The sequence below is a fragment of the Bacillus sp. ISL-7 genome (assembly GCF_018613065.1).
Window position 1 is genome coordinate 59,408 of record NZ_JAGGQW010000056.1, and the last position, 20,466, is coordinate 79,873.

Annotated in this window: 18 protein-coding genes and 3 pseudogenes; 7 read left to right on the forward strand and 14 right to left on the reverse strand. The window is 39.3% G+C overall.

Features of this window, described 5'->3' with window-relative positions:
* Positions 1–4: 4 nt before the first annotated feature.
* From J7E66_RS22805 to J7E66_RS32380, 4 genes are all read right to left on the reverse strand, one after another.
* Positions 5–793, reverse strand: coding sequence for a transporter substrate-binding domain-containing protein (locus J7E66_RS22805; RefSeq protein WP_215004056.1), 789 nt, complete (start codon positions 791–793; stop codon positions 5–7).
* A gap of 12 nt (positions 794–805) precedes the next feature.
* Positions 806–1,957, reverse strand: a complete 1,152-nt coding sequence (locus J7E66_RS22810) for an amidohydrolase (RefSeq protein ID WP_215004058.1) — start codon at positions 1,955–1,957, stop codon at positions 806–808.
* Positions 1,958–1,980: 23 nt separating this feature from the next.
* Positions 1,981–2,832: a MurR/RpiR family transcriptional regulator gene (locus J7E66_RS22815; protein ID WP_215004060.1), complete on the reverse strand. Its 852-nt coding sequence runs from the start codon at positions 2,830–2,832 to the stop codon at positions 1,981–1,983.
* Between the two features lie 435 nt (positions 2,833–3,267).
* Entirely contained in the window at positions 3,268–3,477 is a 210-nt protein-coding gene (locus tag J7E66_RS32380; protein ID WP_308162567.1) for a Fur-regulated basic protein FbpA, read from the reverse strand.
* A 266-nt stretch (positions 3,478–3,743) separates the two neighbouring features.
* On the opposite strand from J7E66_RS32380, the gene J7E66_RS22825 reads away from it, so the two are divergent.
* Entirely contained in the window at positions 3,744–4,259 is a 516-nt protein-coding gene (locus J7E66_RS22825; RefSeq protein WP_215004064.1) for a J domain-containing protein, read from the forward strand.
* Between the two features lie 213 nt (positions 4,260–4,472).
* Positions 4,473–4,658, forward strand: a complete 186-nt coding sequence (locus tag J7E66_RS22830) for a hypothetical protein (RefSeq protein ID WP_088088290.1) — start codon at positions 4,473–4,475, stop codon at positions 4,656–4,658.
* 150 nt (positions 4,659–4,808) lie between these two features.
* On the opposite strand, the pseudogene J7E66_RS22835 reads toward J7E66_RS22830, so the two are convergent.
* The 7 genes and pseudogenes from J7E66_RS22835 to J7E66_RS22865 all read right to left on the reverse strand — a co-directional run bounded on the left by J7E66_RS22835 (position 4,809) and on the right by J7E66_RS22865 (position 10,995).
* Positions 4,809–5,879: pseudogene (locus J7E66_RS22835) on the reverse strand (pyruvate kinase).
* A gap of 233 nt (positions 5,880–6,112) precedes the next feature.
* Positions 6,113–6,209 (reverse strand): annotated as a pseudogene (locus J7E66_RS22840) (thioredoxin family protein); the annotation flags it as partial.
* A gap of 200 nt (positions 6,210–6,409) precedes the next feature.
* Complete coding sequence (locus J7E66_RS22845) at positions 6,410–7,072, reverse strand: amino acid ABC transporter permease (protein ID WP_215004066.1); 663 nt, start codon at positions 7,070–7,072, stop codon at positions 6,410–6,412.
* A gap of 12 nt (positions 7,073–7,084) precedes the next feature.
* A complete protein-coding gene (locus J7E66_RS22850) occupies positions 7,085–7,723 on the reverse strand; it encodes an amino acid ABC transporter permease (protein WP_168244506.1) in 639 nt (212 codons plus the stop codon).
* Between the two features lie 90 nt (positions 7,724–7,813).
* Positions 7,814–8,620 carry a transporter substrate-binding domain-containing protein gene (locus J7E66_RS22855; RefSeq protein WP_214713811.1) on the reverse strand — a complete coding sequence of 269 codons (807 nt, stop codon included), beginning with the start codon at positions 8,618–8,620 and terminating at the stop codon, positions 7,814–7,816.
* Positions 8,621–8,635: 15 nt separating this feature from the next.
* Positions 8,636–9,364 carry an amino acid ABC transporter ATP-binding protein gene (locus J7E66_RS22860; protein WP_088088296.1) on the reverse strand — a complete coding sequence of 243 codons (729 nt, stop codon included), beginning with the start codon at positions 9,362–9,364 and terminating at the stop codon, positions 8,636–8,638.
* A 272-nt stretch (positions 9,365–9,636) separates the two neighbouring features.
* Complete coding sequence (locus tag J7E66_RS22865) at positions 9,637–10,995, reverse strand: amino acid permease (protein ID WP_215004068.1); 1,359 nt, start codon at positions 10,993–10,995, stop codon at positions 9,637–9,639.
* A 312-nt stretch (positions 10,996–11,307) separates the two neighbouring features.
* Between J7E66_RS22865 and J7E66_RS22870 the strand changes: the two genes are divergently transcribed.
* A complete protein-coding gene (locus J7E66_RS22870; protein WP_215004070.1) occupies positions 11,308–11,985 on the forward strand; it encodes a cell wall hydrolase in 678 nt (225 codons plus the stop codon).
* 53 nt (positions 11,986–12,038) lie between these two features.
* On the opposite strand, the pseudogene J7E66_RS33105 reads toward J7E66_RS22870, so the two are convergent.
* Positions 12,039–12,137 (reverse strand): annotated as a pseudogene (locus J7E66_RS33105) (KPN_02809 family neutral zinc metallopeptidase); the annotation flags it as partial.
* Between the two features lie 208 nt (positions 12,138–12,345).
* On the opposite strand from J7E66_RS33105, the gene J7E66_RS22880 reads away from it, so the two are divergent.
* Genes J7E66_RS22880 through J7E66_RS22895 form a run of 4 tightly spaced genes read left to right on the forward strand, consistent with a single transcriptional unit; the run spans position 12,346 to position 16,519 of the window.
* Positions 12,346–13,386 carry a LacI family DNA-binding transcriptional regulator gene (locus tag J7E66_RS22880; RefSeq protein ID WP_215004072.1) on the forward strand — a complete coding sequence of 347 codons (1,041 nt, stop codon included), beginning with the start codon at positions 12,346–12,348 and terminating at the stop codon, positions 13,384–13,386.
* A gap of 58 nt (positions 13,387–13,444) precedes the next feature.
* The gene (locus J7E66_RS22885) at positions 13,445–14,605 is read left to right on the forward strand and encodes a Gfo/Idh/MocA family protein (protein WP_215004074.1); all 1,161 of its coding nucleotides are present in this window, start codon (positions 13,445–13,447) and stop codon (positions 14,603–14,605) included.
* Between the two features lie 47 nt (positions 14,606–14,652).
* Positions 14,653–15,372: a ThuA domain-containing protein gene (locus J7E66_RS22890; RefSeq protein WP_215004189.1), complete on the forward strand. Its 720-nt coding sequence runs from the start codon at positions 14,653–14,655 to the stop codon at positions 15,370–15,372.
* Between the two features lie 49 nt (positions 15,373–15,421).
* Positions 15,422–16,519, forward strand: a complete 1,098-nt coding sequence (locus tag J7E66_RS22895; RefSeq protein WP_215004076.1) for a Gfo/Idh/MocA family protein — start codon at positions 15,422–15,424, stop codon at positions 16,517–16,519.
* Positions 16,520–16,755: 236 nt separating this feature from the next.
* On the opposite strand, the gene J7E66_RS22900 is transcribed toward J7E66_RS22895, so the two are convergent.
* Together J7E66_RS22900 and J7E66_RS22905 are read right to left on the reverse strand one after the other, a co-directional pair.
* On the reverse strand, positions 16,756–18,555 hold the full coding sequence (locus J7E66_RS22900) for a S9 family peptidase (RefSeq protein ID WP_215004078.1): 1,800 nt from the start codon (positions 18,553–18,555) through the stop codon (positions 16,756–16,758).
* 331 nt (positions 18,556–18,886) lie between these two features.
* The gene (locus tag J7E66_RS22905) at positions 18,887–20,464 is read right to left on the reverse strand and encodes a SagB family peptide dehydrogenase (protein ID WP_215004080.1); all 1,578 of its coding nucleotides are present in this window, start codon (positions 20,462–20,464) and stop codon (positions 18,887–18,889) included.
* Positions 20,465–20,466: the final 2 nt, after the last annotated feature.

Here is a 20,466-nt window from a genome sequence, read left to right on the forward strand (position 1 = left end):
CTCCTTATCGGATGTCTTTTCCAAACCATTTTTTACTAATTTCCTCATATTTTCCGTCTTTTTGCATTTCAGCTATAATCTTATTGATCTCTTTACGGAGATCATTATCTTCTTTTCGAATGGTCATTCCTGCTAGCTCTGTGTTCAATAGACCATCAATTGCTACTAAACTATAATTTTGATCGAGAATAATTTTTGCACCGACACCTTGGTCTGTTGATACACCTTCTAATCGGCCATTTACTAAATCCTCAAAGGCAAGAAAATCATTCTTATAAAGTTTCACATCGGCCCCAAGCTTTGTTACCTCTTCTGCAGCAGTGGTTGAGATCGTTACACCAATTTTTTTCCCCTTCATGTCTTTTGGTGCTTTGATGGAAGAATCTTTTGGAACAAACAACTGATTGCCAGTTGTAAAATAAGGGTCACTAAAAGAGACTTTCTTCTTTCTTTCGTCTGTAATGGCCATATCGGAAATGATAATATCAAACTTTTTGCCTGTTAATGCAGGGATCATACTATCCCATGGGTTAGAGACTAGAACTGCTTTCACACCCAGTCTTTTTGCCACTTCTTGAGCAATGTCTACGTCAAATCCTTCTAATTCATTACTTTTATTGATGTAGTTATAGGGAGGATATGCCCCTTCCATTGCAATCTCAATTTTTCCCTTATCCTTAATGGATTTAAGGGGATCACTTTTTGCTAAACCGCTAGTTTCTTTGCTGCCACCGCAGGCTGCCATGATCAGGATTAGACATGCTAAACACAAACCAACCATATACTTTTTCATAATGATCCCCCATTAATGTTTATTTTCATTATTTTTTGAAGCGGCATTATAAAGTAGACTTGTTAATATTTTCGTTCCATATAGTAGTGCCTTCTGATTGAATTGCATGTCCGGGTGGTGAAGTCCAGGACGCAAGTCACAGCCTAATCCAATCATGGTCGCCTTTACATCCGGATTTTGCAGGGTATAAAAATGAAAATCTTCTCCTCCTTGTGAAATACAATTGTCTACTACATTTTCTTCTCCCAAGACAGAGGCAGCGGCAGCATTTGCTAGTTTTATAGCTTCAGTATTTAATCTTGCAGCAGGAACAAATTCTTTCACGGTTCCGTTTATACTTGTCCCAGTCAAAGTACCGACCTTATCTAGCAAATCCACTGCTCTCGACTGCAGTTCATCCATTGCTCCATTTGTACTTGCACGTAAATCCAAAATAAAATTTGCAGTTTCCGGAATGACATTGGAGGAATCTCCTCCAGCATGTAAACCTGTCATTTTAATTGAAAAGGAGTCCGGGCTTTTTAAGCGAATGTTTTGCAATGCCTGAATTAAGTAGGAAGCGGCTTCGATTGGGTTATTTCCATCCTGAGGCCGCGATGCATGTGCTTGCTTGCCCTTGATGACCCCGTAAATGGTAGCACAGGAACTATGAACAATGGCAGGAGCCACTTTCCCCATTGGAACTTCCATCCATGGACGAAGATGAACACCAAATAAGTATTGAACGCCTTTCAAAGCACCCTCGTGCATCATTCGCAGCGCCCCCTCCCCCTTCTCCTCTGCTGGTTGAAAAATAAACCGGATCGGTTTAGTGTGATAAGATTTATTAGCAGCTATGGCTAAGGCAGTATGTAATACCATGGTGCTGTGGGCATCATGCCCGCAGGAATGATTGGGTTGAACCTTCCCTTTCACTTCTTGTAAAAGGGCATCCATATCCGCACGTAAAGCAACGATCTCGTTGCCTTCTCCTGGAATATCCGCAACAATACCAAAATGCCCTTCGTATGTTTTAAATGAGATCCCTGCTTTCGCTAATTCTTCCTGAATATATTGTGAAGTTTTCTGTTCCTGCCAGCTTGGCTCCGCCAATTGGTGCAGATCAGCATAAGTCTTTAGAATCGCTTGTTCCTGCTCGTTCATAAAATTGATAAGCTGGCTCATAATGGAACTCCCATCCAAATTTGTCATTCAACAAACACACCATAGTTTGAGTAAAGTTCTTCTAATTTTTGCTGTCGAACTTGGATTGCATCCGAATTTTTCACCTTCATCCCAGCAATGATAAAATCCAACAAAATGATCGCGGGTGTGATGGAGTGGGCGGCCGATTCGGAATCTTCTTCTGTTGTCAGCGTATAATCGGCGATTCGACCAATCGGAGACAATAATCGATCGGTAACGCAAATGATTGGAACCCCTTGTTTTTTGGCACATTCTGCAATATGCAGGGTTTCCTTCGAATAACGAGGAAACGAGATAATAAATAGAACAGAGCGATCACTTAAATCGGTTAACCGCTCATAGATTTCTCCTGTTGACGGACAAAGTGTGACTTGATCCCGCAGTGTATGAAGCTGAAAAGAAAACCAGTGAGCCGGTGCATAGGATGCACCCATTCCCAAAATGAAAATCCGATCTGCTTTGATTAAAACATCAACGACCTTCCAAAGCTCGGTTTCATTGAGCTGGTGATTGGTTTGTCGCTGGGAAAGAATTTCCTTTTCCAAGATTTCCGTAAAAAGAGAAGTGTGCTCTTCTTCTTTATTTTCGATTTTGGAATTTGTATTGAATGGATGCAAACTTTTGTTTACCATCTGCTGTTGAATGTAATGGAGCATTTCGCTAAATCCATTGAATCCCAACGCATAGGAGAGTCGGATGACGGTGGTTTCACTAACATCTACCTTTCGTCCAATCATAGTTGCCGTGTCAAAAGCTGATTCATCAAGTTTTTCAATCAGATGTTTGGCTACTTTTTTTTGTCCAGGAGACAACGTTTCATATTTTTCCTTAATAATCGTTTCAAAGCTTTTCATATGTCCTCCAATCCGCGCAGGAAATGCTTCATAATTTATAAATGTTGCAGTAACTTCTTTATTGTTTTTTTATTATACCCTATTCGTTGAATATTTAGAAATCTTTTTTTATAAAAAATTTCTTGTTTCTTTAAAATCCACTTATAAACAAAAAAGTGTCAGGCACCATCCAGTAAATGGGTGGTTCCTGACACCTAGCTTTTATGATGCATCCTTTATTGGAAAAAACAAAAAAGCCGCCAAAGCAGCTAGATTTTCAACTGTTACTTCCCTTTAATTTAATAATTGGTACCTATGTAAACAATTTTAAAGAAATCAAATTCGTAAACCTACGATTATCACTTTCCTACTTCATACTTCATATTAAATGACAATATAGTTCTCCGCCCCGATTATCATTAAATTCTAAGATTATTTCAGTTGAAGAATGCTTTTTTATCTTATTGTTTTTGTACTTGAATCCAAACCATTTGTTTCAACATATTGGTACTCAGTTTCTAGTTCACCCAAAGTCCATTCATACAAATGTTTATTATTTTTTTTAAATATTCCGGATCTAATAAGTTCATTTATTAAAAATTGCCTTTTTAGATGGACTGCTTTTCGTTGGTTATTTTTCATTAAGAAGGGTTCCACTCCTTTCATAAGGGCAATTATAAATGAGATTTTTTAAGAATTTGTCGATTGAACGGGTATTTAATGACTTTTAAAGGAATTGTTAACCTTCTTTAACAAAAGAAAATGTCTTTCTAAAAATTTAATCTAAAAGTTAATTTTGAAATAATTCTTAATAAAACTTAATATTATCGTAAACCTGAAAAGTTTTTATGTATGATACATTGAATTTAACTTTAAAAACAAAAAGTACATAGAAATGTGAAAAAAATTAGAAACAAGAATGAGTGGATCACATGTTAAATGTAAAAGAGGTAACTGAACTGCTAAGGGATGAAGGGATAACAGCTAGTGAACAAATCGTCATACGTTGGATCCTCGAAGGGAAAATAAAAGCGAAAAGGACCAAACATCTTAATATTGACTTCTTGATCCAACCAAAAGATCTAGTTGCATTCATACTAGAAAAGAAAATTGAGGACAAGATTAAACAATTTGGTATGGATTATCTGCACTGGGAAAAGACGTTTCAAGAGAACCAGAAGTTAAAAGAGGAAATCGAAGAGGTAAAAACTACTATTCGGATCGAACAAGCAAAAGTTAGTGGCTTAAAAAAAATGTTAAAAGCAGAATATGCTCTTTCCGATCATCCCCCACTTACCTTTAACTCATTATTTGGTTTAGATGCAGGGACTGACAAAGCAATGTTGAAGAAAGAGTTTAAGAAACTACTTAAAGCCCTTCATCCCGATCGATCTGGTGACGAGAGACTTTTCAAAGTGTTTTATGAACATTACAAAAAGACCATTTAAATTTAATATTTTTCTACAAACAGTAGAGGTACCATATGATTTACCGTCTTAATTTGTCCGATTAAGAAGTAATTTAACTATTCCTTATAAAATATGGAGATTAATGTAGATAAGTTTTAAAACGTGATAGCAGGAAAAAATCATCCCGTTACAAAAATAGTAAAGAAGACGTAACAGATGTCTAACGAATAAGTTGAAAGGTGGTCATTTTCCTTGAGTATGGATTTATCCCTACAACAAATCGTCGAAGGTCTACCGAAGTCGTTATTAAATGCATCTGATAGAGATTTGGAAGGATTCCAAAAAATTATCGAAGAAACAATAAAATTAAGAGAAGGCCATAGAAACTTACAAAAGATGGTTAAAAACTTCTCAACCACTACGATTCAGCGAGCTTAAAATTAAATTAGAAAAAATATTAGGAAGGTGAAATTCACCTTCCTTCCTTTTTGCTGTTAGGGAATGGATGTTTTTTTTCCTAGGAATTACGTTTTAAGGATATTGGATGTCTATAAAAACAACAAATTTTACGAAAACTGCTTTTCTTTTTTAACTACTAATTGTATTATTCAACAGTTTTAGCATATCTGCAAAATCAAAAGGTGCTTCTTTCCTCACGCAGTCTGCAAATTGGGACACAAGTTTCAATGTTCCAATGCTCTGTACAGGATAATTTCCTGCAGCACTTTCAGCAGACAACATCACAGCGTTTGTCCCATCCATTACGGATTGGAAAATATCTGTGACTTCCGCTCTTGTTGGCAGAGGATTCTCTACCATCGATTGCAGCATTTGGGTTGCTGTTATGACATACGTATCCAGCCGGTTGCATTCGGTAATCATCGCTTTTTGTAACATTGGGATCCATTGATAGGGCAGCTCTACACCAAGGTCGCCCCGGGCAATCATCACGGCATCAGTTTCCGAACAAATTTTCTAGAAATTTTGAATGGCCTCAACCGTTTCAATTTTGGCCACCAGCTTAGGCGTATGTCCCCCCACACTTTCCATAAAGCTGCGAACTTCTTTAATATGCGTTGCCCTGCGGACAAATGAGCAAGCTATGAAATCAACTTCTTCTTGTAAAAGGAATTGAATATCTTGTTTATCTTTTTCTGTAAGGGCAGGTAAACTGGTAACAACACCTGGAAGATTTACTCCTTTATGGGAAGATATTTCCCCTCCTGATTTAACTGTGGTAACAACTTTAGTTTGCTCTACCTTCGTAACTTCCAACTCCACGGCGCCATCATTAATTAAAATTCGATTTCCTGATTTTACATCTTTAATTAAACCTTCATAATCGACACTAGCTTGTTTATCGTTACCTACTACTTGATCGATGTGAAGGGAAAAGGACTGTCCTGTGTTAAGGGTGATTTTTTCACCTTCTACTTCGCCCAGTCGTATTTTTGGACCTTGGAGATCACCCAATACTTTAATTGGATGTCCTTTCTCTCCGCTAAGTGTTTTTAATAATCGAATGACATTCCTGTGGCTGTCGTGAGTCCCATGAGAAAAATTCAATCGTGCAATCGTCATCCCATGATTAATCAACTCAGTTAGAACTTTTTTATCATTACTTGCCGGTCCAATGGTACATATACGATCAACTGACATGGTATCACCTCAATTTTATGGTCGGAATTATTGTGCCCAAAGTGGCTTTTATTAGGAATGTTAAATAGGTGTGCCTGACACTCGCAGATTTTCTTCTTCAGGGTCTATGGGGTCGGATCCCCATTCCGCTGTCTTTAGGTCAATTACTTTTATTATAAAAATATAGTGCAATGTGCTTCCACAGCAAAAAAGGGTGCTCCAAATTTTTGGAACACCAACTCTTTTTATATTGTTTATAAGAATTCTCCTACTGCATCTGGAGTTTTGGCATTTGCACTCTGCAAATGTGCAAAGCTTTTCTCCATTTTTAAAAACTAATAAAGATGGGATGTTTCGTCATGTTCACTCATTTCAATCGTGACAAATAGGCCTTTTCGCTTTATTGTGTCTTAATCCAGACATATAACAGGAATCAATAAAAGTATTTTCCATTAAAACGGCTAATCGTGTAATGATCTTCAATTTTTTATCAATTAAAGCATTTGTATTTTTAAGTAAAAAAATCCGGGCCCTTTCATGAGCCGGATTTCTTAAGTCTGCTTTAATTCTAACTTTCGTGCAACTAGTGACAAAGCATAATTAACAATAAAGTACATCAACGCAACTATGACAAATACAGGTATCACATACGATCCCTTTTGCGCATAAACAATTTGTCCGTTGTGCAATAAATCCGGTAAGGCGATGACGACAGCTAACGATGTATCTTTAAGCAGAGAAATAAATTGACTCACAATCGGAGGAACCATTCTTCTCAGCGCTTGGGGCATGATGATATACCGTAATGTCTGGATGTAGGTCAGGCCAGACGCACGTCCTGCTTCCACCTGTCCTTTTTCGATGGAGTTTAAACCGCTTCGGATAATTTCCGATATCATCGCCGATTCAAAAACCGTCAATGCTGCAATAGCCGCTGAAGTTATTTCCATTTCAATTCCGATTTCGGGCAATGCAAAATAAGTGAAGAAAATGATCAGCAGCAAAGGAAGGTTTCGAATTGTCTCAACAATCACGGCAAGTAATTTAGAAACAACGGGAATCCTCGCATATCTGAGCGTTCCTGTGAGACCGCCAATAATGAAGCTAAGCACAATTGAAATGGCAGCGACCTTAAGAGTGACCCCAAACCCTTCCAGTAAAAATTTAATATTGTCCAGTGTATACACTTCAATGAACGGTGCTAGAAAATCCATCTACACAGCTCCTTAATTACTTCTAGCCATGCGTTTTTCTAAAAATCCTACGCCAAGACTTAAAGGTATTGTTAAAATTAAATAAAATAAGGCCACAAAAATATAGGTATCAAAAGTTATGTATGTCTTTGCCGAAATTAAATCCCCTTGATACATTAAATCCCCACCTGCGACTACGGCTAACAATGATGAATTTTTAACTAAATTGATAAATTGGTTGCCAAGAGGAGGGATGACGATCTTAATAGCCTGAGGGAGTATAACCATTCTCATTGCCTGGCCGTAACTCAATCCTGTCGAGCGGGCAGCTTCCATTTGCCCTTTTGGAACAGACATAATTCCGGCACGGATTGCTTCGGCAATGAAAGCGGCTGTATAGATGGTCAATCCGATGGTTCCTGCAGTCATCCCGCCAAAGTTTCCAGCTAAGTAAGTGAAAAACACGATAACCAGTACAGGTATATTACGGATAAATTCAACATATGCCGAACCAAGCAAGTTAAGAGGTTTAAATGGGGCAATTCGCATGACTGCAATAAGTGTACCCAAAATAAAACTGCATATTAATGCTATTAAACTAGCTATAATCGTTATTTTTAATCCTTCCAAAAATGAATCGATATTATTTGTTAGTATCGAGAAATCCAGCAAACGATCTCCTCCTAATTGATCAGAATGAGCAAGTCCGCAAACTTGCCTGCGGACTGCTGCCCAACCTGACGAGAAACCCGATATAAATAATTAATGTTTAATCCATTTATCCTTAATTTCATCGTACTTACCTGAATCCTTCAGGCTTTTTAATGCTTTATTTAACTCATCGACAAGCTCTTTATTGCCTTTTTTAACAGCTATCCCATAAGGCTCTTCTGTGAACGTACCTCCAACCAACTCAAAGGACGGATCTTCTTCTGCCATACCATAAAGGATTGCATCATCTGTGGTCAGGGCATCACCCTTACCTGACTTTAATGCTGTAAATGCTTCAGCGTAGTTTTCAAATTCAAGTACGGTTGTTTCAGGAGCTTTCTCACGAATATTTACGGATGAGGTCGAGCCTTTAACAGCAAGCACCTTTGTTCCTTTTTTCAAGTCTTCAATGCCCTTAACCTTGCTTCCTTTTTTCACTAGCAATGATTGCCCGGCATCAAAATATACATCTGTAAAATCGACTTCTTTTTTACGTTCTTCATTGATGGTCATAGTGGCGACAACCGCATCAACCTTACCATTATTTAAGAGTCCTACCCTCGTTTTCGAAGTAACCTCTACATACTCAGGCTTAACCTCTTTGCCAAACATTTCTTCAGCCAGTGCCTTAGAAAGATCAATGTCAAACCCTTCCACCTCACCTGTCGAGGGATTTTTCAATCCAAACAAACGAGTATCATGTTTTACACCAAATACGATTTTTTTCTCTTCTTTAATCTGAGCAAGTACATCTTTGCTGCTTTCTTTTGAAGCCTTGTCCCCGCCGCAACCCGCAAGTAGTATAGCGGCCATAGTTGACACTACCGCCATTTTTACGAAATTTTTTGTTTTGAACATTCCATTTCCTCCCTATTAATGATTTAATATACGGCTGAGAAATAAGCGAGCCCGTTCTTCACGCGGATTCTCATAAAATTCAGCCGGAACTGCTTCTTCTAATATTCGCCCCTCATCCATAAAAACGATTCGGTCAGCAACCTCCTTGGCAAAGCCCATTTCGTGGGTTACGACGACCATCGTCATGCCTTCTTTGGCGAGGGCTTTCATCACATCCAGTACCTCGCCGATCATTTCAGGATCAAGTGCTGAGGTTGGTTCATCGAAAAGCATGATCTCCGGGTTCATTGCAAGGCCACGGGCGATAGCTACACGCTGCTGCTGACCTCCGGAAAGCTGGGAAGGATAAGATTCAGCCTTATCTAATATGCCTACCTTGGTAAGATAATGACGGGCTGTTTCCTTAGCTTCTTTTTCGGATTGGCCCAAGACTTTCATAGGCGCAAGAGTGATATTTTCCAGCACTGTTTTGTGCGGATATAAATAGAAGTGCTGAAAAACCATTCCAATATTGCGCCTCAGCTTATTGATATCTGTTTTTTTATCGCCTACTGAGATCCCATTTACGGTGAGTGTCCCGTCAGAGATGGTTTCCAGATGATTGATACAGCGCAACAAGGTACTTTTCCCTGATCCAGATGGACCAATTACTACAACTACTTCACCTTGATTGATTGTAAGATTAATATCTTTTAAGACATGAAAATCCCCATAAAACTTATGTACCTGATTAAATACAATCATTCTTGACCTCCTGTTTTAAAAGCTATTACATGTGAAAATCCCATTATTAGTAATATTCAGAATAACTTAAATTATATTTATATTTTGTCGAACTGTCAAATCATGACAAATTGCCTATAATTTCCCGACATTTAACACTTTCTTGGGTTAAAGATGTCTATAGCAAAAAGGTGTCAGGCACCATCCAAAATTGGATGGTGCCTGACACCTTTTAATGTAGGATTGTCGGCTTACATTTATCTTACTTTTTCTTTGTAAGTCGAGCTCTCTGATTATTCCTTCTTTTTCAATTTATATCCTATATAAAGGACCATAAACCATATAGGTGCTACAATTAATGCTCCTCGCATACCCTCAATAAAGGCCATTAAGACCACGACAAGTGCTAAAAAAGCAAGGGCTAAGTAGCTTGAAACTGGATATAGCGGCATTTTAAATGCTAGTTTTTTTACTTCTTCTGTCGTTTTTGATTGTCTGAACTTTATTTGTGTAATCAGTATTATGGTCCAGCTAGTAATAACCGCAACCGTTGCAACAGAAGAAATATAGATAAATACTTTTTCAGGAACAATATAATTTAAAAATACTGCCACTAATAAAAATGATGACGAAAATAGGATTCCACGTCGGGGTGTAGAATGCTTGTTGAGCTTTCCAAAATATTTCGGCCCATTATTTTGAAGAGATAAATTGTATAGCATTCTTCCAGTACTGAATAAACCACTATTAAAAGCAGACAAAGCTGCTGTTAACACGACAAAGTTAATTATATGGGCAGCCCCAGGAATTCCGATTTTATCAAAAATTAACACAAACGGGCTTCCATTCGTCCCTACTTCATTCCAAGGATATAAACTCATCATGATGCCTAGTGCAGCAATATAAAAAATTAAAATCCTCCAGACCACATTGTTGATTGCAGATGGAATTGATTTTCGAGGATTTTTAGCCTCCCCTGCGGTAATCCCGACCAGTTCTACCCCGCCAAATGAAAACATCACTAGAACCAATGACATGAAAATACCTTTTATCCCATTTGGCATAAATCCTCCATGAGTCCAAAGATTGTTAAAACCTATGGGCTGGCCTTCGTTGCCGATACCTAAGAGGATCATTCCTAATCCAACAACAATCATTCCAATAATCGCAACCACTTTAATCATCGCGAACCAGAATTCAAACTCTCCAAATGCTTTAACACTTGTAAGGTTTACCATTGTGATTACAACAAGTGTTGCAAGAGCTGTCAGCCATTGTGGTATTTCTGGAAACCAGTAGTTTACATAGACACCAACAACTGTAATTTCCGCCATCCCAACGACAACCCACATAAACCAATAGGTCCAACCGGTTAAGTAACCCGCAAACGGTCCTAAATAACTATTTGCGTATGAACTAAATGAGCCGGAAACCGGCTCATCTACAGCCATTTCCCCTAATGCTCTCATAATGGTAAAAATAACTAAGCCTCCGACTAAGTAAGAGAGCAAAATTGACGGACCAGCCATTTGAATCGTTGCACTTGAACCATAGAACAGACCTACTCCAATCGCACCTCCAAGTGCAATTAGCTGGATGTGCCTGTTGTTTAGACCTCGTTGTAGTTGCTCACTTTCGTGATTTTTGCCCACACTAATATTCCACCCTTCATAATTATTCTTTTACAATAACTAAGAATGATATTCCTTTCCACATGAAAGAAAATTCAATAAATTCACTCTTCACCGAATACTTCCATTACATTACAAGAAATTCCAAGTAAAATATTCCTCTATTTCGTTATATTGGATGGAATATGTCATTTATATAGGAAAATTGTCATAAATCTATTCTACCTGTAATGTTGTTCATCAAATTAAAAAGAAATGTAACAGTAGCGTTCTGTAAATCGTGTACTAGCACATGATAAAGTAGTACCATACGAATTTACAGGAGGTAGCCACATGAAAAACAATTACATGAAAAAATTAGTTGTAGCTTGTGTAGCTACATTTGCACTTATAGGTTTACAAATTAATACGGCCGAGGCTATTACCCAATCTCCAGTTGTAAAAGGAGATAGCCCTTGGGAACTAGGACAACAATATGGATTAGACACTAATAATATAGAACAAGTTAATAATCAACCGAACGATTGGGTTTATATTGAAGAAATGTTGCAAAATCCTGATCAACCGAAAGTAAAAGCAATAAAATCATCAAAACCTGAAATAGAAACGCCAGAAAAAAAACAAGAGGAACCAGCAGTGTCAATATCAAATAAAGAGAAAGATTTATTTGCCAGATTAGTAGAGGCTGAAGCAAAAGGTGAATCTTATGAAGGAAAAGTTGCAGTTGCGACTGTTGTATTGAATCGAGTTGATTCTCCTCATTTCCCAAATACAGTGACCGCTGTAATTAAACAAGTAGTAGGCAATAGCTATGCCTTTTCTCCGGTTCAAAATGGTGAAATTAAAAAGCCAGCATCAGATGAGTCGAAACGAGCAGTCGAAGAAGCATTAACGAGGGCTGATCGTTTAAATAATTGCATTTATTTTTATAACCCGGAAATTGCAACGGATGATTGGATTCGTACGCGTGAAGTAGTAAAGACGATTGGTGATCATGTATTTGCAAAATAATGAATCAAGAGCCGTAGATGACGGCTCTTTTTGCTTAAAAAAAACGTACTGCCTATACTGCCTATACTGCCTCCAATTACTGTTTTGCCACCCATGCCCATTCCTCTTCGGTCTTCAACGTTTGCGCTTTGCCGTCTTCCCTTCCATTTCATTGTTATGCCTCCTCCAAAATATGGAGAAAGAATAATTAACCAATTTACTATTACCATAATGGTATACCCACAATAGAGATGATTAATATTGTATATCTTCTGGAAATTATCAACTTTAAAAATAAATAATAACAAATTTTAATATTGACAATTATCAGATAATAAGTGAGAATGAACGCGTGTACATTATAAGTTTAGAGGTGATATTTTGGCTAACCGGAAAGATGTTGCAAAATTAGCCGGCGTTTCTGAAGCCACCGTTTCACGAGTATTTAATAATATCGGTCCCTTACGTGAAGAAACAAAACAAAAGGTTTTGCAAGCCGCCCAACAACTGAACTACCACCCTAATGCCATTGCCCAAAGCTTTGCACGAGGGAAAAGTAACAACATTGGGGTCATTGTTCCATATTTTCAAAGAGTAAACTTGATGACTACCCATTATTTTTCGGAACTTTTAAGTGGAATTGGAGCGAAGCTTGGTGAGTTTGGATATGGTTTGCTACTTTTATTTCAATCCCCTGATGAGCCGAAAGATTATGTGAAGCTTTTTCATACCCAGAAGGTAGATGGATGCATCATCCTAGGTTCCAAGGATGTTTCTGGTGAAGTGGAAGCACTTGAAAATTTACACCAATTGCAACTCCCCTATTGTCTTGTGAATCAAACTTTTTCGGGCTATCCCTTTCATTCCATTGACGCAGAACATTTTGATGGTAGTTTACAAGCCGTATCCTCTCTGCTAATGAATGGGAATGAACAAATAATCTTTTTAAATGGACCAAATGAATTTTCAAATAGTATCGATCGATTACACGGTTATGAAACTGCCCTTTTGAATGCGGGTATTCCCTACAATCCTCAGTTCGTTTTTCAAGGGAATTATAGCCGTAAAAGTGGTTTTCAAGCGGCTGCCGGTATAGCTTCTTTGCTGCCAGAAATCCATGCTATTTTTGCCGGGAATGATCGAATGGCTATTGGTCTTATGCAGGGTTTAGGTGAACAAGGCTACCAGGCAGGTCGTGATTATGCTCTCATTGGGTATGATAACTCTGAAATTTCAAGGATGACTTCCCCGCCACTTAGCACCGTTCATGTACCGCTTTTTGATATGGGGCAAATGGCAGCTGAAAAAGTTCTCCAATTGATCACTCAAGGTACCATGTCAGAAATTAATGAACGATTGCCAATTACCTTTATAGAACGGGCATCTTCACAACTTAAGACAACTTACACCAAACAATCTTAATAAAAATCTATTAATATTTTATACTTTTTAATTCTTAAATAAGAAAAGGAGATTCGTTATGGAAACCGTAAAAATTGGAATGATTGGCTACAAATTTATGGGCAAAGCCCACAGTCATGCCTATCGAGATCTTCCCCTATTTTTCCCTAAGATCATTCATCCTGAAATGAAGGTGATTTGTGGTCGTGACCATAACGCTGTCGCTGCTGCAGCTAAGCAATTCGGTTGGGAGGAACACACAACCGACTGGAAAACTCTTTTACAAAGAGAAGATATTGACCTTATCGATATCAATGCACCGAGTGATGTACATAAAGAAATAACAATTGCAGCAGCAAAAGCAGGCAAGCATGTTTTTTGCGAAAAACCGTTAGCGCTTACACTTGAGGATTCTAGAGAAATGCTTGAAGTCGTTGAATCTGCTGGAGTTAAACATATGGTCGGCTTTAACTATCGCTTTGCCCCTGCTGTGATGCTGGCTAAAAAGCTTCTCGACGAAGGTAAGCTAGGAGAAGTCTATCATTTCCGCGCCTGGTTTTTACAGGATTGGCTCGTAGATCCGAACTTCCCTCTAGCCTGGAGACTGCAAAAAGAAATTGCTGGTTCAGGGTCTCATGGAGATCTGGGGGCCCATCTTGTCGATTTGGCTCATTATCTAATCGGTGATATTACTGAGGTTATTGGAATGAATGAAACCTTTATTAAAGAAAGACCAATTCCTTCTCAAATGTCTGGTTTATCTGCTAAAGGCAGCGATAGTGATGAAAAAGGCGAAGTAACGGTTGATGATGCTACCCTATTTTTAGCCCGTTTTGCTAACGGGGCTTTAGGAAGCTTTGAGGCTACACGATTTGCTACAGGGCATCGCTGTAAGAATTCTTTTGAAATCAACGGCAGTAAAGGAAGCGTCATCTTTGACTTTGAACGCATGAATGAACTTCAGGTTTATTTTGCTGATGATAGAGATGATGTCCAAGGCTTCCGCCGCGTCTTAGCGACTGACCCTTCCCACGCTTTTGCGGAAGCATGGTGGCCGCCAGGACATACGATTGGATATGAACATACGTTTATTCACGAAGTAGTTGAACTTATGGCGTCATTCCGTGAAGATCGCCAGCCCGTTCCAAACTTCCGTGATGGCGTAAAGTGCCAAGAAGTTTTGGAGGCGGTTGATTTATCGATAGAAAAACGTCAATGGATTCGTATATCTGAAGTATAAAAAAATAAAAATTAAAGGAGTGCTCTAATTATGAAAAAAAGGCATTAATCGTCTGGGGCGGATGGGATGGCCATCAACCAGATCAGGTAGCAGAAATCTTTAGAGGGATACTTGAGGAAGAAAACTTTCAAGTTGAGGTTTCCAATACATTTGACGCTTATGCAGACACGGAAAAGCTGAAATCCTTAGATCTAATTATTCCCCACTGGACAATGGGTAAGATTGAAAATAAATATGCCTTAAATATTTCCGAAGCGGTTATAGCTGGTGTTGGTTTAGCAGGGTGCCACGGCGGAATGTGTGACTCCTTCCGCAATAATGTCGATTGGCAATTCATGACAGGCGGGAACTGGGTAGCACATCCTGGAAATGATGGTGTGGAATATATGGTAAACATCAAGCATTCTACAAGTCCGTTATTAGAGGGCATCTCCGATTTTAAAGTTGTCAGTGAGCAGTATTACCTTCATTTTGATCCAGCCGTTGAAGTGTTAGCGACCACTCGCTTCCCAGTTGTTCACGGTCCTCATGCTGCAAATAAAGCCGTTGATATGCCTGTTGTTTGGACAAAACGCTGGGGTCTTGGAAATGTTTTTTATAGTTCATTAGGACACCAAGCTAATGTCATTACAATGCCAGAAGTAACACTTATTATGCGCCGCGGATTTTTATGGGCTGCGGAAGGAAAGAAACGGGCCGAAGGTGTGGATGTAGCCGCTCTTTATGGGAATGGCCGTGTTTATACAGGTATGGGAGACAGTCAATAATAATTAGATTTATACAATGACCAAGAATATTAAACCGGAGGAACCAATAATGAGAAGACTTAAAATCGGTATCATTGGATGCGGAAATATTAGTTCTATTTATATGGAAAATTGTCAGAAATTCTCCCACCTTGAGCTTGTTGCCTGTGCGGATTTAGATTTACCGCGTGCACAGGCTCAGGCTGAGAAATTTGGGATTCCAAAAGCTTGTTCTGTCGTGGAACTGCTTTCAGACCCTGAAATTGAACTAGTCATTAATTTAACGATTCCAAAATCTCATGCCCTTGTTTGTATTCAAGCACTCGAAGCAGGAAAACATGTTTATACGGAAAAACCGCTTGCTGTTACACGCGAGGAAGGTAAGCAAATTCTAGAAACAGCCCAGAAGCATCATCTTTTAGTTGGGAGTGCACCTGACACCTTCTTGGGTGCTGGTATTCAAACAGCAATCCAAATAATTGAACAAGGAGAAATTGGTGTCCCTGTGGGTGCTTCGGCCTTCATGATTTGCCGTGGACATGAGCATTGGCACCCAGACCCTGCCTTTTATTATAAGACCGGCGGCGGACCAATGTTTGATATGGGTCCTTATTATTTAACAGCATTAATAGCACTGTTAGGACCTATTAACCGAATTACTGGATCCGCTCGTATTAGTTATCCAAAACGAACCGTGATTAGTAAACCTAAAGCAGGAACAGAGATTCAAGTCTCTACCCCTACCCATCTTTCCGGTGTGATTGATTTTAACTCAGGTGTCATCGGGACAATTACAACCAGCTTTGACGCCTTTGGCGGAACATCGCTGCCACCTATTGAAATCTATGGAAGTCAAGGTACAATACTCGTTCCAGATCCTAATACATTTGGCGGTCCTGTTCGAGTAAGAAAACGTGACGAAAAAGAATTTGTAGAGGTCCCGCTGACTTCTGGGTACGTTCAAAACTGCAGAGGACTGGGTGTCGCAGATATGGCCAAGGCGATCCTCGATGGCGGTAACTATCGAGCCAATGGTGAATTAGCATACCATGTTCTAGAAGCAATGCACGGACTCCATGAATCATCAGAAAATGGAAAACACTATATCATGGAAAGTACCTGTGACAAACCTGAATCTGTGTCTGAAGAACTACAGTTTTCTAAGTAATATAGATTACATTATTCATAGATAAATAAGAGTCTCCCTGTGTTTGGGGAGACTCTTTCCTATTTTCTGTGATATGGTAATTAAATCCTCTCAGTTTCCTTAAGTAAATTAGTCCCATTGCTGCGTGTTTTACTGATTAATTCTCATCCATTCAATAAGTTCCGCGATGGCAACCTCAAAATCAACAACTGCCGTACCCGCTACTCTTGGGCTTATCTCCATATCCCTCACCCGAGTTAGGATCCATTACCGATATATCGATCGAAAAAATTTACCATTGCCTTATAGGCAGTAATTTTATTTTTTTGTTTGTCAATGGAATGGCCTTCATCTTCAAAGCGAATAAAGTCAACTGCGTGTTCCCGTTCCTTTAGTTTGTTGACCATTTGCTCAGATTCACTTATGTGTACACGCGGATCGCCCTTCCCGTGAATTACTAATAATGGGGTGGTTATTCGATCTGAATAATTCAATGGATCAATTCTATCAAAAAATTCTCCGTCTCTTTCTATTGTTCCATACTCACTCTCCCTGTGCTTCTTACGCCATGGACTTGTTGATTGAAGGAATGTTCTAAGGCTGGACATTCCCACAATATCAATAGCAGCAGACCAAAGCTGTGGGTAGTGACTGATGGCAGCAAGAACCATAAACCCGCCATAACTCCCGCCCATGATCCCGATTTTTTTAGGATCTACGTTCCCATTTGCCTTTAGCCATTCCACTAAAAAAATGAGATCCTTTAAAGCGTCCATTCTTTTTCGGACATCATCCAAATGTGTAAATGTTTTTCCGTAACCTGTACTTCCTCGAATGTTTGGTGTACACACGGCATAACCCTGGTTTAGTAAATACTGCTGAATTGGGTTGTATACCACACGGGCTTGACTCTCAGGCCCGCCATGAATGTATATAACAACAGGATGTTTTTCAGTGGAATCTCTCGGCTTCGCATAAAAGGCAGGAATTTCGAGGTTATCAAAAGAGCGATAGGATATAAGCTCCGGCTCAACTAATTTATGTTCCAGGACTGGTGAACGGGAAACATAAGTAAGCCTTTCTGCCTGAATGGTGTTTAGGTCAAGTTCCCATATATCAGAGGGATATGTCGGTCCCTTAAACACATACGCTAATTTTTGGCTATCAGGGGAAAATTTCAGATTTGATATGAGTCCGATTGGAGTTTTCCACGTATAAAGGTAACTTCGATTTATGTCTAAAAGTACTCCCTTGGAAATTCCCCCCTCATTTATCGAATAAGCTAACAAATTTTTATCGCTATTCATTGCCAAATCCTCAAAATCCCACTTACCCAGCTCTAGCCACTCGAGATGTTTGGTTTTTAAATTTATTAGTGCAAGCCCATAGAATTCTTTGTCTTTATTCGATAATAAATATATATGGTCCGCATCCTTATTAAAATGGGCATCTTTAAAACTTGCTTCCCCTGTATGTTCTGTTATCCAGTTCATAGCCCCTGTTGAAAGGTCGATTATGCCCAAATCATTATCTAGAGGGGAATTTATTTTCTGGACCAAAATGGATTTACCGTCAGGAGCCCATTTAACCGCTGAAAATATTCCATCACCAGTATTCAAAAGACGAATATCCAACGATTCCAGATTTTGAATATAGATATCAAAAAAGGCTGGATTACGGCGATTACTCGACCAGGCAATCCATTTTCCATCTGGCGAGCTTCCGCCATAACGGTGTATATGGTCTGGTGAGTTTGTCAACTCAATTAGTTTTCCTTCTTGCTTAAGTAAGTACAATTGCTGATTTTCATTTCCGCCAACATCCATACCAATAATCAAATTAGATTTACCATTTAGATAGCTAATAAAGGTGATTCTTTCTTTTGTAAAGGAAGTTTGGATAGGCCATCCTTCACACCCTTCCCCTAGATTAAGTTCCCAAACCTGTGGCAAACCAGTATAATCTGCAATAAAGCTTAACTTGTGGCCTATTGGATCGTATACTGGATTTTTGGCAAAACGAACATGCAAATACGGTTCTATACCAATGGCAGCCATAAACATCCCCCCATCCAATTAAGGCATTTTTTGAATCACTCAGGAGAATATGAAAAGGTGTCTTTAAGAAAGATTCATGAACATCTTTTATCAGAATCATAAAGTTAAGACAGTGTTTTATCCCTTCCTGATAGAAATGTTCAAATCCACTCGAAGCAATTGGGAAAGCCTTCACCCATTCATTGGAAGTGAAGGCATCTTAATATAAATCCTCATGAATACTTCCCTTTCTCGCTTCTGGACTAAACTCATTTTTTGAAACCATAGGATTATCTGGAACATCATGAAGTTCTTCCTCACTAACCTTAGAACTAAAGTAAACCTATTAATCCTAACTATGCAAGCTTCCCTTTAACCAAGGACGATGTCGATAGGGACCAATTGGAATTTGGATTAGACTAGTTTTTCCTAGTGGTTCCATCTTGTAAATCTGATCACTCAAGTTTCCATCAAAACCGAGGAGTGGGTGCCCCCCCATTCCAAGGGCTGACGCCGCTAACAATAATCGTTGTACTAGCATGCCTGCTTCCATTTGTTGGATCCGGTATCCTCTGTAACCCAGTGCCGTTCTGAATGATTCCCTGTCTCCTGCCACATGTAAGCAGAGAGGTATTTGGAGCAAATTCACATTATCTAGAGACATTCCGGATTGCAATTGAAGTCGATAATCACCGAGATCCACCATTCGTAACGCATGAGCAGCACTGTCATAATGATAGGCACCATTTGAAATACCTTCAACATTATATAAACAGCCATACAGTGAAACACGAGGCACGTTCTTCCTATGTGCTTCATCCAAATCATTACGATACGAGAAGGATGCGGTCGCCTCCTGCATTAGTGTTGCCAATTGAGGTTGACTTACCTTTCCTAAAACAAAATCCATGTCTGGAGAAAATCGCTTGCTGCAGACCGACGCTAGATCATATGACAACCGATTCACGTGAGGCAGCTCTTCCGAATGACCGTTACCATTCAAACTCTCTTTCGTCTCGATCAGCCGAAACGCTTGTGTTGAATCAAGCATGGAGGCTTCATTCAGCATTGTTAACATTGGATACTCTTTAACCCTCCGTGACCGGATGTAATGATGGGGCTGAATCGCTGTTAACTCTCGGCACAATTCGGCGGCAGAGACAAAACCTTCTTTTTCACTCCCGGCAGTAGACCAAATGGTAGGTTCTACTGAAAGCGGGATAACCGCATAAACACTCTCGTCCTGTTCGGAAAGCCCAACAAGATGGTTCATGGCCCGATCTAGAAACTGAAAGTAAACCCCTGATGCAAAGCCAAAACGTTTTGCTACTTCCAGTAGCTGCCCAATTACCACTCCGGCATCCAACCCTTGCAGACGGTAAGAAAAGTTATTGTATTTAAAGAAATTTTTCCAAAACATGGTTGACACAAATACAGTTCCAAAGCAGGCAGATATATCACAGCGGTTACCAAGAGCACGGGCGATATAGGAATCGAAATTTCCTTCTCGCAACAATACCAAGCGGTGATGGGCCACATCATAATGGTACATCCCAACAGGCGAATCCTCTACCTTAAGATAAATGTATAATTCGTTTGGATACAGTGCCCCGCCGGAAGGAGCAAACCGCCGAAACGACTGTACTAGATTCGCCGTTTTATCCTTGGAACCCATGGGAAAGACTGACTGGCTAACTTGAGTAAGGCCGTATACATACCAGAGGAAATGACCGACTTTACGAAGATCAGGCTTTGCGGGCTGTTCTTGTCCTTCAAGTGTCAGCGGTACTTCTAGAGAAAATGGTACCACAGGTAAGCCACTGTAGAGCTTATAAGAAAGTGGCGCATCTTCCCAATCCACTTCCCAGTTAGGCACACTTGCCTTATCAATGTCAAAATGCAGATTGTGTAAAAACTCCTCTAGACTCATCC